This is a genomic window from Thioclava sp. F28-4 (assembly GCF_002020045.1).
GTDB lineage: Bacteria > Pseudomonadota > Alphaproteobacteria > Rhodobacterales > Rhodobacteraceae > Thioclava > Thioclava sediminum.
In genome coordinates, this window is the sequence record NZ_MPZQ01000006.1 from 228,752 (window position 1) to 242,844 (window position 14,093).

The 14,093-nt window shown below is 65.8% G+C and carries 14 protein-coding genes; 2 read left to right on the top strand and 12 right to left on the bottom strand.

Features of this window, described 5'->3' with window-relative positions; genetic code table 11:
- Positions 1-31 precede the first annotated feature (31 nt).
- The 3 genes from BMI87_RS14540 to BMI87_RS14550 are packed head-to-tail and all read right to left on the bottom strand — an operon-like array spanning position 32 to position 2,432.
- On the bottom strand, positions 32-997 hold the full coding sequence (locus tag BMI87_RS14540) for an OmpA family protein (RefSeq protein ID WP_146681620.1): 966 nt from the start codon (positions 995-997) through the stop codon (positions 32-34).
- Positions 994-1,707 carry a GNAT family N-acetyltransferase gene (locus tag BMI87_RS14545; RefSeq protein ID WP_078522335.1) on the bottom strand — a complete coding sequence of 238 codons (714 nt, stop codon included), beginning with the start codon at positions 1,705-1,707 and terminating at the stop codon, positions 994-996. The genes BMI87_RS14540 and BMI87_RS14545 overlap by 4 nt, the downstream gene beginning before the upstream one ends.
- Positions 1,704-2,432, bottom strand: coding sequence for a molybdopterin-binding protein (locus BMI87_RS14550; RefSeq protein ID WP_078522336.1), 729 nt, complete (start codon positions 2,430-2,432; stop codon positions 1,704-1,706). The genes BMI87_RS14545 and BMI87_RS14550 overlap by 4 nt, the downstream gene beginning before the upstream one ends.
- Before the next feature lie 117 nt (positions 2,433-2,549).
- On the opposite strand from BMI87_RS14550, the gene map reads away from it, so the two are divergent.
- A complete protein-coding gene (gene map / locus BMI87_RS14555; protein WP_078522337.1) occupies positions 2,550-3,359 on the top strand; it encodes a type I methionyl aminopeptidase in 810 nt (269 codons plus the stop codon).
- A gap of 141 nt (positions 3,360-3,500) precedes the next feature.
- Here the strand turns inward: map and BMI87_RS14560 are convergent, their stop codons facing one another.
- Genes BMI87_RS14560 through BMI87_RS14570 form a run of 3 tightly spaced genes read right to left on the bottom strand, consistent with a single transcriptional unit; the run spans position 3,501 to position 5,925 of the window.
- Complete coding sequence (locus BMI87_RS14560) at positions 3,501-4,169, bottom strand: HAD family phosphatase (protein WP_078522338.1); 669 nt, start codon at positions 4,167-4,169, stop codon at positions 3,501-3,503.
- On the bottom strand, positions 4,166-4,729 hold the full coding sequence (gene rsmD / locus BMI87_RS14565; protein ID WP_078522339.1) for a 16S rRNA (guanine(966)-N(2))-methyltransferase RsmD: 564 nt from the start codon (positions 4,727-4,729) through the stop codon (positions 4,166-4,168). Before rsmD ends, BMI87_RS14560 begins: the two co-directional genes overlap by 4 nt.
- The gene (locus BMI87_RS14570) at positions 4,726-5,925 is read right to left on the bottom strand and encodes an NAD(P)/FAD-dependent oxidoreductase (RefSeq protein WP_078522340.1); all 1,200 of its coding nucleotides are present in this window, start codon (positions 5,923-5,925) and stop codon (positions 4,726-4,728) included. Before BMI87_RS14570 ends, rsmD begins: the two co-directional genes overlap by 4 nt.
- An 82-nt stretch (positions 5,926-6,007) precedes the next feature.
- Between BMI87_RS14570 and BMI87_RS14575 the strand changes: the two genes are divergently transcribed.
- A complete protein-coding gene (locus tag BMI87_RS14575) occupies positions 6,008-6,496 on the top strand; it encodes a peroxiredoxin (protein ID WP_078522341.1) in 489 nt (162 codons plus the stop codon).
- Between the two features lie 54 nt (positions 6,497-6,550).
- Here the strand turns inward: BMI87_RS14575 and BMI87_RS14580 are convergent, their stop codons facing one another.
- The 6 genes from BMI87_RS14580 to smc all read right to left on the bottom strand — a co-directional run bounded on the left by BMI87_RS14580 (position 6,551) and on the right by smc (position 13,951).
- A complete protein-coding gene (locus BMI87_RS14580) occupies positions 6,551-6,922 on the bottom strand; it encodes a 4a-hydroxytetrahydrobiopterin dehydratase (RefSeq protein ID WP_078522342.1) in 372 nt (123 codons plus the stop codon).
- Between the two features lie 57 nt (positions 6,923-6,979).
- On the bottom strand, positions 6,980-7,861 hold the full coding sequence (locus BMI87_RS14585; RefSeq protein ID WP_078522343.1) for a mechanosensitive ion channel family protein: 882 nt from the start codon (positions 7,859-7,861) through the stop codon (positions 6,980-6,982).
- 39 nt (positions 7,862-7,900) lie between these two features.
- Positions 7,901-9,088 carry a GNAT family N-acetyltransferase gene (locus BMI87_RS14590; protein WP_078522344.1) on the bottom strand — a complete coding sequence of 396 codons (1,188 nt, stop codon included), beginning with the start codon at positions 9,086-9,088 and terminating at the stop codon, positions 7,901-7,903.
- A 57-nt stretch (positions 9,089-9,145) separates the two neighbouring features.
- A complete protein-coding gene (locus BMI87_RS14595; RefSeq protein WP_146681621.1) occupies positions 9,146-9,910 on the bottom strand; it encodes a glycerophosphodiester phosphodiesterase family protein in 765 nt (254 codons plus the stop codon).
- Entirely contained in the window at positions 9,910-10,365 is a 456-nt protein-coding gene (locus BMI87_RS14600; RefSeq protein WP_078522346.1) for a RidA family protein, read from the bottom strand. The genes BMI87_RS14595 and BMI87_RS14600 overlap by 1 nt, the downstream gene beginning before the upstream one ends.
- A gap of 127 nt (positions 10,366-10,492) precedes the next feature.
- Complete coding sequence (smc, locus tag BMI87_RS14605; RefSeq protein ID WP_078522347.1) at positions 10,493-13,951, bottom strand: chromosome segregation protein SMC; 3,459 nt, start codon at positions 13,949-13,951, stop codon at positions 10,493-10,495.
- Positions 13,952-14,093 lie beyond the last annotated feature (142 nt).

Genomic DNA, 14,093 nt, shown 5'->3' on the forward strand with positions numbered 1-14,093 from the left:
CTCCCGCGCCGAGCCATTCAGCCGGCTGGCGCTAACTCCGGGTCGAGGTGAGAACCGCTTCGACCCGTCTGTTTTTCTCGCGTCCCTCTTTGGTCAGGTTGCTTGCGCGCGGGGCGAGGAAACCCGCCCCCTCGGCGCTGACCTGCGACGCCGCCACCCCGTAATCGCCGACCAGCTTCTGCCGTGCCGATTGCGCGCGTTTCTTCGACAGCGCGATATTGGCCGCGAGCGAGCCCACAGCATCGGTATGGCCCACCAGCATCACCTGAAAATCGGGATTGGCCTTGAGGAACTCGGCCAGCGCCTGCAGCGAAGCGAAATCGCCAGAACCGAGCGCAGAGGCGCCGGAGGGAAAGTCGAGATCGTCGAGCGCGACCGAGCCCTGCGCCTCCAGCGTCTGCGCAAGCGCGGAGGGGGCGACGGCCGGCGCATCGGCGCGCGGCAGAATCGGTGCGGTTTGCGGCGGGGCGAGCGGATCATCGGGCTGAGCAGGCGTGACGTCTTGCACCCGCATCTCGGTTACCTGAATGAAGCCCGACTCGGACGAGCGCGACACGGTAATTCCGAAATAATCGGTCCCCTTGCGCGCCGCGATATAGCGGAAGTCGCCCAGATCGACATGCATCGCGGGCTCTGACAGCAGGTCGAGCGCGTAGCGGAAATCGAACCCGCCGCAGGCCTGCGTGTCGCATTCATAGAGGATGTCGTAGCCCGCCTGTTCGAGCTGATCGCGCAGGGGCGCGAGGATTTGCAGCGTCGTGTTCTGATTGGCGCGCAGCTGATAGGCGGTGTCGGAGCGCGCGCCTTCCAGATCGCGGGTCTCGAGCTGACCCTCCTGCCACGGCCCGACCGCCAACTGGTAGCTGGTGGCGGGGCTTGTCTCCTGCGCGGATTGGGTGGCGCCTGCGGGCAGTTGCAGATCAGACGCGGCCTGCACCGCGTGGGACAGGGTGACGGCCAGCAGACCGGCCAGCAGGAGGATCGCCCGGCGGGTCATGCCACCTCCGGCGCGCGGCGATAGTGATATTGCGCGCGCACTTCCATACCGAAGCTTTCGGCGAGCGTGTTCGAGGCGTCATTGGCGAGCGTCGTGATCATCTCGAACCGCTCGGCCCCGGTCTCGGCGGCCCAGCGAGCGCCCTCATAGATCATCTCGCGCGCGAGGCTCATCCGGCGGTATTTTGGGGCGACGGCGAGCGCATGGAGCATCGCCGCCCCCTCGTAGAGACCGATATAGGCAACGCCTGCGGCCCGGTCGTCTTTGCGGCCCAGCACGCAGGTTTTCGGCACCTCGGCGCGATCCATGATCGCCTGACGCTCGGGGCCGACATCGAGCTCGGTCCACAGGTCGCGGGCGATCTGAAGCGGCGGCCAATGGGCGAAAGCGGTCACGGGCGGCACCTCGCCCTGCATCGCGGCGATCGGAGCCGACCAGATCCGCACCGGGTCATAGGATTCGTAGCCGCGCGCCTCCAGAACCGCATCCAAGGCCTCGTCGCCTGCGCGTATCATGAAGCGCGGGCGCTGGCCCAAGGCGCGATGCGCAGCTTCGGCGGCCGGAATGTCGGCCTGCTCGAGCGGCACTTCCAACGTCGCGCAGCTGACGCGCGAGCCGCCGCCTTGTCCGTCACGGATCAGAAATCCGCCCGCACGGCGATATTCGGCTGCGGGCCAGGTCGCGTCGATGATCGCGTAGGCGTCGATCATGTGCCCTCCGGGAAGGCGGTTTTCAGCTCGGCGAAGCCCGCGTCGACCTGAACGGGATCGGTGCCGCGCAGCACGAGATTGGTGCCGTAACGGCCCTCCTGCACGAAGGGATAGGAGCCGATCGAGAGGTCCGGGTAGCGACCCGCCAGCGCGCGCAGATCGTCGGCCACCGAGGCTTCCGCGCGCAGCACCTGCAGGCTGCGCGAGATCATCGGCGCGCCGCCGGTGAGTTTCGGCAAGAGCCCCTCGACCATCGCCTGAAAGATGTTCGGCACGCCCGCCATCACATGGACATTGCCCAGCGAGAAGCCCGGCGCGGCAGAGACCGGGTTCTCGATCAAAACCGCCCCGTCGGGGATACGCGCCATGCGCAGCCGCGCGGCGGTGAACTCGGTGTCGCGGGCTGCATAATGCGCGGCAAGGATCGCCTTGGCATCCTCGCGCACGTCGAGCTTGGCGCCCATCGCCTCGGCCACCGCATCGGCGGTGATGTCGTCATGGGTCGGGCCAATTCCGCCGCTCGTAAAAAGGTGATCATGGGCTGCCGAGAGCTCTCGCACCGCGGCCACGATCACTTCGTTATCGTCAGGCACCACGCGGATTTCGCGGCAGGTGATTCCGCGCTCGACCAGCTGTCCGGCCAGATAATGCGCGTTTCCCTCGCGGGTGCGCCCCGAGAGGATTTCATCGCCGATGATCAGGATCGCTGCGGTGGGATTTGGCATGTTTCTGGCTCCTTTCGACTTGGTATAGGGCGCGGAACGGGGCGCGAAAAGCCCGGGCACTGGCCAAGCCCCGCTTTTGTGACTATCTAAAGGCCGAAACCCTTAAGGAGCAGACCGTTGGACGATACTCAGGGCCGCACCACGAAGGACGGAATCCGGATCTACGATCAGAGCGATTTTGCGGGAATGCGCGCCTCCTCGCAGGTGACGGCGCAGATCCTCGACGAAGTCGCCGATCTGGTGGAACCGGGGGTCACGACCGCAGTACTCGACGCCTTCATCGAACGCCGTGTGGGCGAGCTGGGCGCCACCTCGGCGACCATCGGCTATCGCGGCTATCAGCACGCGAGCTGCATCTCGGTGAACCATGTCGTCTGCCACGGCATCCCGGGCGACAAGAAGCTGAAGGACGGCGATATCATCAATATCGACGTGACCGTGATCCTCGACGGCTGGTTCGGGGACAGCTCGCGCATGTATGTCGCGGGCAATCTGAGCCGCAAGGCCGAGCGTCTGATTCAGGTCACCCATGACTCGCTCATGGTCGGCATCGAGCAGGTGAAGCCCGGCAACACCTTTGGCGATATCGGTCATGCGATCCAGAAATTCGTCGAAAGCAACCGCATGTCGGTGGTGCGCGATTTCTGCGGCCACGGCGTGGGCAAGGTCTTCCACGCGCCGCCGAACGTGCTGCATTACGGGCGCGCGGGCACCGGCGCGATGCTCGAAGAGGGTATGATCTTCACGATCGAGCCGATGGTGAATCTGGGCCGCCCCGAGACCAAGGTTCTGGCCGACGACTGGACCGCCGTGACGCGGGACAAGTCGCTGTCGGCGCAGTTCGAGCATTCGGTGGGCGTGACCGCCGATGGTTGCGAGATCTTCACCACTTCGCCGGCGGGACGCTTCCACCCGACCTGGCGCTAAGGTTCAGTCGTTAGTGGGGGCGCTGCCCCCGCTGGCTGCGTCACAGCCCTACGCTTGCGCTTCGGGCGTTCGCCGGGGCGTCCTTCCACTGGAAGGCCGCTGATCCCGGCTCACCCCGGGATATTTCCGCCAAGCCGAAGATCAGGGATCGAGGCCGATGAGCCGCGGCACCTGAGCCATGTCGGTGAACAGTTCCGCCCCTTCCGCCGCAAGCCGCGGGTTATCGCCTTTCGGGGAATAGCCGAGGCAGCGCATGCCCGCGTTTTTCGCCGCCCGCGCGCCTGTGGCGCTATCTTCGATCACCACGCAGGCGCTCGGGTCAGCGCCCAGATGGCGCGCGGCATGGATGTAGAGATCGGGCTTCGGCTTGGGCAGTCCCATGTCCTGCCCCGAGAACAGCAGCCCTTCGAGCCGCGTGCGGATATCCGGGTGCTGCCCGAGCGTCGCCTCCATCTTCGCCTGCCGTCCGTTCGAGCCGACCGCGAAGGGAATTCCCTCAGCATCGAGCCGCGCGAGAAGGCGCGGGATGCCGGGCATCAGATCGGTCCCCTCGCGCAGCCGGGCGTAGAGCCCCTCGTAATAGCTATCGACCCAGCCCTCGGGCAGATCGGCCCCATGCGCGCGGCCCCATTGATAGACATTCTCGATGGTGGAACCGATGAAGGCGTCTTCCAGTTCGGAGATCGTCTTATGCACGCCGTAGCGGGCGAATTCTTCCTGGATCAGGTCGAAGGTCGCGGGCTCGCTGTCGACGAGCACACCGTCGCAATCGAACAGGACGGCATGGGGGATCTTCGGGTGGTGCGTCATTCAGACATCCTGGCAAGGGTTACGAGCGTGTCGCCATAACGGCGCTGGTCGAGCTGTTCGAGGGCGGCGGGCAGGATCGGCTGGGTGTTCTCTTCCCAAACGATCATCGCGCTCGGAGCGATCCATCCATTCTCGAGACAGGAGGCGAGGGCGCGTTCGCCCAGCCCCATCCCGTAGGGCGGATCGAGGAAGATCAGATCGTAGCCTGGGCCGCGATTGGGGCCCATATTGGTTGCATCGCGCCGCCAGACATCGGTGACGCCCATCGCGCGCATCGCCTCGATATTGCGGCGCAGAAGTGCGCGGGCGGCTGTGCCGTCATCGACGAAAGCCACGCGGGCCGCGCCGCGCGACAGAGCTTCCAGCCCCAGCGCGCCGGTGCCTGCGAAGAGATCGAGCACCCGCGCCTCGGGTACCGGATTGCCATGCCCGCCATTGGTCAGCAGGTTGAAGATCGACTCGCGCACGCGGTCGGTCGTGGGGCGCAGATGCGCATCCATGTCGCCCGCACCCACATCCGCCAGTTTCAGCCCGCGTTTCGCCCCTCCGATAATTCTCATTTCATCAGGGCTTTCAGCTCTGCCGTGGTCTCGACCGCCTCGGGCGTCACGGGTTTGCCCGCTTCGATCAGGCGTTTGCCGACCATATAGGCGCGCGCATCGTTGATTGCGTCTACCGCGATCAGGCGGCCTGCGCGGAAATACCAGAAGCTGCTGCCTTCGTCGCTGCGGCTGACGACCTGATCGTAGCCCGCATTGAGCCCGGCGATCTGCAGCTTCGCGTCGAACTGATCCGACCAGAACCACGGTTTTGGGGCATAGGCGCGGCCTGCGCCCAGCATGTTCTCGGCGACCAGCTCGCCCATGTCGATCGCGTTGCCGACGGATTCGAGGCGGATACGTCCCTCGGCCCCGGGGAAGGAGGCGCAATCGCCCGCCGCCCAGATATGGGGCGCGGAGGTGCGGCCCTGCGCGTCGGCGGCGATGCCGTTTTCGCAATGGATACCGGCTTCGCGGGCGACCTCTTCGTCGGGGGTGATGCCGATGCCGACGATCACGAAATCGGCAGGCAACTCGCGCCCGTCCTCGAGGATCGCGCCGGTGACGGCCTCCTCGCCGGTCAGTCGCGTCAGACCGACCCCTTCGAGGATTTCGACGCCACGCTCGCGATGCAATGCGCGGATCGCGTCTGCAGTTTCTTCGCAGGCGACGCGGCCGAGAATGCGCGGGGCGGCCTCGACCAGCGTGACCTCGAGGCCGAGCTTGCGCGCGACTGCCGCTGCTTCCAGCCCGATATAGCCGCCGCCGACCACTACGAGCCGTTTGCCTTCTGTGAAATGAGGCTGCATCCGGTCGACATCGGCGAGGTTGCGCACGGTGAAGACATTGCCCAGATCGCCACCGATCGCAGCGGGCAGACGGCGCGGCGTGGCCCCGGTGCAGAGCGCGAGTTCGGCATAATCCAGCGTCTCGCCATCTAACAGGGTGACCGTCTGCGCCTCGGCGTCGATCGCGGTGACGGAGGTGCCGAGCCGCAGCGTGATGTCGTTCTCCTGCCACCAGTCGGGGGCGCGCAGCGTCAGGCGCTCCAGCTCCATATCGCCCAGCAGATAGGCTTTCGACAGGGGTGGGCGCTGGTAGGGCTGAATGGGCTCCGAGCCGATCACGGTGATCGCCCCGTCAAATTTCAGCGCCCGCAGTTTCGCGGCCATAGAGGCTGCGGCCTGTCCCGCGCCGACGATCACTATTCCGCTCATAACTTTCTCCACTGGCCCGGCTCGCGCCTGACCCTATATCGACGGGCGGAACAAGTGCAACGCGAACAAATCGGAGCTTTCTATGACCTTAACGACCGGCGACGTACTTCCCGGCGCGACTTTCCTCGCCGTGGGCGATGAAGGGCCGCAACCCGTGAGCCTTGGCGACAAGATGAAGGGCCGCAAGATCGTGATCTTCGCCGTGCCGGGCGCCTATACCGGCGTCTGCACCACCGCCCATGTGCCCAGCTTCATCCGCACCAAGGACCAATTCGCCGAAAAGGGCGTGGACGAGATCATCTGCGTCTCGGTCAACGATCCCTTCGTCATGCAGGCCTGGGGCGAGGCAACGGGCGCGACCGATGCAGGGCTGACCATGCTGGCCGACCCGGAAGCCGCCTTCACGCAGGCGATCGAGATGGACTTCACCGCGCCGCCCGCGGGTCTCATCAACCGCTCGAAACGCTACGCGATGCTCGTCGAGGATGGTGTGGTCAAGCACCTGAATGTCGAGGAAAGCCCCGGCACCTGCGAGGCCTCGGCAGGCGAGGGCCTTCTCGCGGAACTCTGATCCGCCGCCCTGACAAAATGAAAACGCCCGGCCAAGGAGCCGGGCGTTTTTCGATTAGTCGTCGTCTTTTTCGACCGGTTCGGTCAGTCGCATCACCGGGCGTCCGATATCGCGGTCGACCTCGGCCACGCCCTCGGCCAGCGAATCCAGCGCGCCTGCCAGTTCGATATCGAGGACGCTGACGCCGCCGCAATCATGGGTGGTCAGCGTGATCTCGAGCTTGTTGTAGACATTGCGCCAGTCGGGATGGTGATCCATCTTCTCGGCGCAGAGCGCGGCTTGGCTCATGAACCCCCAAGCGGCGGAGAAATCCTTGAACAGAAGCCGCTTGATCAGGGCATCCTGCCCGTCGGCCGCGCGCCATCCGGTGTCTTCAAGCGCGCTGAGCAGCGCCTTGCGTTCCTCGGGTTCGAGCTTCGATGTCATCGCTTACTCCCTGATGCGTTAAGCTGGCCCGCAGCCTTGCAGCCCCGGGCCGCCAGTTCAAGCGGCACCGCTTTCGCGGGTCACGCTGCGGGTCTCGATTTTCGGCACCTGCACCACTTCAAGCGTACGCGTGGGGAAGGGGATGCCGATATCGTTCGCGTCGAACTCCACCTTGATCTTGCGGGTATATTCCGCCTGAAGTCCCCAGAAATCTTCCGTCTTGGCCCAGACGCGGAAGGTGAAATCGACCGAGCTGTCGCCCAGTTGCTTCACCCGGATCACGGGCGCGGGCTCCGGCAGGGCGCGCGGATCGGAGAGCGAGATATTCTCCAGCACTTCCTGCGTTTTCTTCAGGTCCGCGTCATAGGCGACGCCGATGGTGAGATCCATCATCCGTGTCGGGTTGGCGGAGAAATTGGTGATCGCGCTCGACCAGATATCGCTGTTGGGCACGATGATCTGGATGCCGTCATAGGTCGTCAGCACCGTGTAGAAGAGCTGGATCTCGGTCACCGTGCCGCTTTCCGAGCCCGCCGCGATGAAATCGCCTTGGCGGAACGGGCGGAACAGAATGATCATCACGCCCGCGGCAAGGTTCGACAGCGTGCCTTGCAGCGCGAGACCGATAGCCAGACCGGCGGCACCGACAAGGGCGGCCAGCGAGGTGGTCTGAATACCGAAGCGGTTGAGGATGAAGATCACCCCGATCGCGAGGATCAGGTATTTCACCATATTGCCGAGGAAGCCGAAGAGCGTGTCGTCCAGCCGTTTGTAGCGCTGCGACAGCGCCACGATGCGCCGTTTGGCCCAAGCCGAGATCGCCATCGCGACCAGCAGGATCACCAGCGCAGCCACCACATTCACCGCAACCATGATGGCCGCATCGATCCGATCCTGCGTCAGCCACGCGCTGACATCGGTCAGGTCATTCAAATTCATTCATCGCTCCCGCTCAAACGTCTTTGACATCGTTACTTATCACGCCTGCTCGTCGCTTCCACCCGAGGGGGCTCGGAACGGGCCCATTTCGGTGAGAACCTCGATATCTTCGTCCACGGCGGCGCGTTCGGCCTCCAGATACTCCGCGACCGCCCCGCGCAGACCTTCATGGCCGATCCAATGCGCGGAATAGGTCGGAACGGGCAGGTAGCCGCGCGCCAGCTTATGTTCGCCCTGCGCCCCGGCCTCGACCCGGCTCAGCTTGTGCGCGATCGCGTAATCGACCGCCTGATGGTAGCAAAGCTCGAAGTGCAGGAAGGGGTGATCCTCGATACAGCCCCAATAGCGCCCGAACAGCGCATCGCGCCCGATCAGGTTCAGCGCGCCCGCAATCGGGCGGTCTCCGTTCATCGCAAGCACCAGAAGCACGTCGTCGCGCATCTCGTGCAGAAGATCGAAGAAGGCGCGGCTCAGGTACGGGCGGCCCCATTTCCGCGCGCCAGTGTCCTGATAGAACTGCCAGAACGCATCCCAATGCTCGGGCCGGATATCGTCGCCGGTCAGCTGCACGATCTCACCGCCGAAGGCCTGCGCCCGCTGGCGTTCCTTGCGCAGCGTCTTGCGCTTGCGCGAGCTGAGTTCGCCAAGGAACTGGTCGAAGCTCTCGTAGCCCTCGTTGAACCAGTGAAATTGTTGCCCGATCCGCGGCAGCCAACCCGCCTCGGCGGCAAGCTCCGCCTCGTACTCGGTGCAGAAAGTCATATGAACCGACGAGACCCCGGCTCCTTCGGCGATCTGAGCCATCCCGGCCAGCAGCGCGCGGCCCCCGGCCTCTTCCAGCCCCGGCAGAACCAGCAGCCGCCGCCCGGCCACGGGGGTGAAGGGCACCGCGCATTGCAGCTTGGGGTAATAGCGCCCGCCCGCGCGCTCATACGCATCGGCCCAGCCGTGATCGAAGACATATTCGCCCTGACTGTGCGATTTCACGTAGAGCGGCGCCACGCCGATGATCCGGTCGCCCATCCGCGCCACGAGATGCCGTGCGTCCCAGCCCGTGCCCGGCCCGACCGAGCCGGAGGCCTCGAGGGCGGCAAGAAACCGATGCGTGGTAAACGGGTCGAACGCCCGCTCCCCATCCCCGATTTCGGGGCAGGCGCAGGCGTTCCAGTCTTCTTCACTTATTTCGGAAATATCCGAATAAAGCGTGATTTCAACGCTTTGATCCATTTTATCCTGGGTGGTTAGGCCATCCTTTGCCTGAATCTGTACCCTGAGCGCGCGGCGTCAAGCCGGAAGCGCCGAGAGGTAGCCCTCGAAGGTCACGTTATCGGCCACCCGACGCGCCAGCGCCTCCTCGTCGACCGAGCGGATCGTCCAGCACAGAACAGGCACGCCGAGCGATTTCAGCTCGGTCACCCGCAGCGCGTTCAGGTCCTTCGCCTCATGCGAGATGAAGGCCGCGCCGACACGCTCGAAATCGGGAATATGGCGCAGTTCGTCGCCGCGGGCCGCAGGCAGAAGCGCCCAGTCATTGGGCTGATAGGCCGAGGTCGTCAGCCCGACCGGAACACCGGGGGCCAGGTCGCCGAATGCCGCCACCGCATGGGGGTTGAAAGACATCACCGCGACCGGACCTTCATAGTCGCGCAGCAACAGCGCCGTCGCCTCTTCCAGCGGGCCGATCTGCTGGCCGAGCGCGCCGTCCTGATCCTTGATCTCGACCAGAAGCGGTACCTGACCGTCCACGATCTTCAGCACTTCGGCGAGGGTCGGAATGCCTTCCTGCGTGCCGCTCAGATGGATCGCGCCAAGCTCTGCCGACGTGCGCTGGCGCACCGGGCCGCGCTCTGCGGTCAGCCGGTCCAGCGCGTAGTCGTGAAACACCATCGGCACGCCATCGGCCGAAAGTTGCACGTCGATCTCGATCCCGTAGCCCGCCGCGATAGCCGCGCGGATTGCGCCACGGCTGTTTTCGGGGCGGCCGAGCGTGTAGTCGTGCAGCGCCCGATGCGCGATCGGAAGCCGGAGAAAATCAGGATGCAATGCCATCACGCGACCTCGAAAATCGCCTCGATTTCGACCGCGACGCCCATCGGCAGCGAGGCCGCCGAGACCGCCGAACGCGCGTGACGCCCGGCGTCGCCGAAGACCTCTACCATCAGGTCCGAACAGCCGTTCACGACCTTGGGCTGATCGGTGAAATCGGCGGTGGAGTTCACGAAACCGACCAGCTTCACCACGCGGAGCTTGTCGAGATCGCCAATCGCCGCTTTCGCCTGCGCGATCAGCGCCAGCCCGCAGAACCGCGCCGCCATCGCGCCCTCTTCGACATCCATCCCGTCGCCGAGCTTGCCGCGGATCAGCCCCTCGGGCCCGTTCGAGATCTGTCCCGAGACGAACAGTTGATTGCCGGTGCGCACGAAGGGCACGTAATTCGCCGCCGGTGCCGGGGCGTCGGGAAGGTGAATTCCCAGCTCTTCGAGACGTGCTTCGATCTTGGCCATTGCGCCCTCCATGAAATTTCGCGGCGAGGCTAGGCGCGCGCCTGTTTCCCCGCAAGCGGATTCGCGTCTCTTCTTCTTGATCGAAATATCCCGGGGGCGCGATAGCGCAGGGCAGCGCCCCTCACCATTACGCCACCAGCGCTTCGGCCTTTTTCAGATCGACCGAAACGAGCTGGCTCACGCCCTGCTCCTGCATCGTCACCCCGAACAGCCGGTCCATCCGCGCCATCGTCACCGCGTGGTGGGTGATGATCAGGAAGCGCGTATCGGTGCGACGCGTCATCTCGTCGAGCAGGTCGCAGAAGCGCGTCACGTTCGCATCATCGAGCGGTGCGTCGACCTCGTCGAGCACGCAGATCGGGGCGGGGTTGGCCATGAAGACCGCGAAGATCAGCGCCATCGCGGTCAGAGTCTGCTCACCGCCTGACAGCAGCGACAGCGTGGACAGCTTCTTGCCCGGCGGTTGGCACATGATCTCGAGACCGGCTTCCAGCGGGTCGTCGCTTTCGACCAGCTGCAGGTTCGCCGAGCCGCCGCCGAAGAGGTGGGTGAACAGCGTGCGGAAGTTCTCGTTCACCTGCTCGAACGCGGTCAGAAGACGCTCGCGCCCTTCGCGGTTGAGCCCCGAAATCCCGGCGCGCAGCTTGCGGATCGCCTCTTCGAGATCGGATTTCTCCTGCACCAGCGTGTCATGTTCTTCCTGCACCTCGCGGGCATCTTCCTCAGCGCGCAGGTTCACCGCACCAAGGCTCTCGCGCAGCCGCTTGAGCCGGTTCACTTCCGCGTCGAGCTTTTCCGCGTCGGGCATCTTCTCGGGATCGGCGTCGAGGCTCTCCAGCAGATCCTGCGGCGACTTCTCGGTCTCCTCCAGAATACGTTCGGCGGCATAGGCGACGGTTTCACGGGCCGCATCGACGCGGGCCTCGGCACGGGCGCGGGCTTCGCGCGCCTCACCAGCCAGACGCTCGGCCTCGCGCTCGGCCAGCTGCGCCTCGCGCAGGGCGCTTTCCGCACCCGACAGCTTGTCCGATGCCTCGGCCTGACGCGCTTCGGCGGTGGCGATGGCCTCCGACAGCTCGGCGCGTTTCGCGGCCAGTTCCTCGGGCGCGGCGGAGGCGTCCTTCAGCTCCGCTTCGCTCTCGATCTTGCGGGTTTCCAGCTCGGCAGAGCGTTTCTCAGCGGTCTCCAGCCGGTGCCGCCAGCCAGAGATTTCCTTGGTGATCTCCTGCCGACGCTTCAGCCGGGCCTCGCCCTCCCGACGGATTTCGTCATGGGCGGAGCGCTTGGTCATCATCGTCATTCGCGCCGCTTCGACGGTCATCTTCACCGCCTCGACGTCGCCGCGCGCGGCGTCCAGATCGGGCAGGGAGGATTGCGCATTCTCCGCTTCGCGTAGCGCCATCCGCGCGCTGCCAGCCTCTTCCTCGTGGCGGGCGACGGCGAGCTGGGCGCTTTCCAGCTTGGAACTGGCGATCGAGCGATCGGCCTCGGCCCGGCTGAGCGCGCGGCCCGCTTCGGCCAGACGGCGATCCGCGTCACGGCGCGCCTCGCGCGCGGCGGCATCGGCGCGGGTGGCCTCGGCCAGCGCGGCGGTCAACGCCTCATGGGCGGATTTTGCGCCCGAAGCGCGCGCCTCGGCCTCTTCCAGATCGCGCTTCAACTCCACCAGACGGTTGAGCTGTTGCAGGCGTAAGGCTGCGGCGGTCGGCGCATCCTCGGCGCCTGCGCGGTAGCCGTCCCAGCGCCACAGATCGCCCTCGGTCGAGACGAGGCGCTGGCCGGGGGCCAGTTGATCCTGCAGCCGCACGCCCTCGTCGTAATCCTCGACCAGACCGATCTGCGAAATCCGGCGGACCAGCACATCGGGCACATCGACATAGGCCGAGAGCGGCTCGACGCCGACGGGCAGGGGCTGCGGCGCGGGATAGTCGGGCAGGGCTTGCCAGCCGGTCGCGTCATCCTCGCCCACTTCCGGCGCGCGCAGGTCATCGGCGAGAGCGGCACCGAGCGCCGCCTCGTAGCCGCGATCCACCCGGACGCGGTCGAGAATCTGCTGGCCGTTGGAGGCTTCGCGCTCGACCAGACGCGCGAGCGCCGACACCTCGGCCCGCAAGGCCCCCGCTTCGCCCTCGGCCTCCGAGCGCGCCGCCCGGGCCGCGCTTTCGCGGCCCTGCGCCTCGGCGCGCGCGTCATCGGCTTGGCCGAGCGCTTCCTCGGCGGCTTCGGCGGCGGCCTGCGCCTGTGTCTGAGCGCCTTCGGCCGCCTCGAATTCGGTGTTCGCCTTCGCAAGCGCGGCGGCAGCGGCCTCAGCGGATTGCTTCGCCTGCGCCGCGGCGGCTTCGGATTTCTCGGCCGTTGCGCGGTTGTCGGTGACGAGGCGCTGGGACGACTGGTGGCGGGCCGCAAGCCGCGCGACATCCTCGGTCAGTTCCGAAAGTTGCGCCTCGCGCTCCTGCAAAATCTGCGCTGCCTCATGGGCTGCATCGACCGCCGCCGCCAGCTTGTCTTCATGCCCTTCGGAGGCTTTCGCGATCTGCGCCTGCTCCCATTCGAGCCGTCCGATCGTCTCGCCCGCATCGCGGTTGAGACCCGCTTCGCGCTCCATGTCGCGCACGAGCTGCTCGATCCGCGCCTTCAGCGTCTCGATCCGCGCGATCGCCTGATCTTCCTGATCCGAGAGCGCGTCGCGCTGCACGGTGAGGCGTTGTAAGATCGCGCCTGCAATGGCTTCTTCCTCGCGCAGCGGCGGCAATGCGTCTTCCTTGCCCTGCCGGGCCTTGGCGGATTCGCGGGAGGCTTTCTCGGCCTGCGCGGCCCCGGCGACCTTCTCGCGATGCGCCTCTTCGGCGGTGGTGCGGGCCAGGTCGGCCTCGCGCCAGCGGCGATACAGCAGCATCCCCTCGGCGCGGCGCAGCTCTTCGCCGATGGTGCGGTAGCGCGCGGCCTGGCGCGCCTGCCGGGCGAGGGTGGCCAGTTGCGAGGCGAGTTGCTCGATCACGTCATCGACGCGGGTCAAGTTCTGTTCGGCGCCGTTCAGCTTCAACTCCGCTTCGTGGCGGCGCTGATAGAGGCCCGAGATCCCGGCGGCTTCCTCGAGGATACGGCGGCGGTTCTTCGGTTTGGCGTTGATCAGTTCGGAAATCTGGCCCTGCCGCACGAGCGCGGGCGAATGCGCGCCGGTCGAGGCGTCGGCGAACAGCATCTGCACGTCGCGGGCGCGCACGTCCTTGGAGTTCACCTTATACGCGGAGCCCGCATCGCGGGTGATCCGGCGCACAATCTCCAGCCCGTCGCTGTCGTTGAACCCCGAGGGCGCGAGGCGCTCGGTATTGTCGATCTGCAACGCGACTTCCGCGAAATTGCGCGCGCCGCGCGACGAGGCGCCTGCGAAGATCACGTCTTCCATCCCGCCGCCGCGCATCGCCGAGGGGCGGTTCTCGCCCATCACCCAGCGCAGCGCTTCCAGGAGGTTCGACTTGCCGCAACCATTGGGCCCGACGACGCCGGTCAGCCCGTCATGGATCACGAGATCCGTGGGGTCCACGAAGCTCTTGAAACCGTTGAGACGTAGCCGAGAGAAGCGCAATTGCCGAACTTTCCGAATCTGACCGAGTTCTGAGAAGTGTCCGTAGAGCAGGCCTGCGAGTCAATGGGAAGACACCGCATCTGGCTATGATGGGGCTGTTATCCACAATATATTGGCGCATTCTTGCGCAGGTATCGGGGGT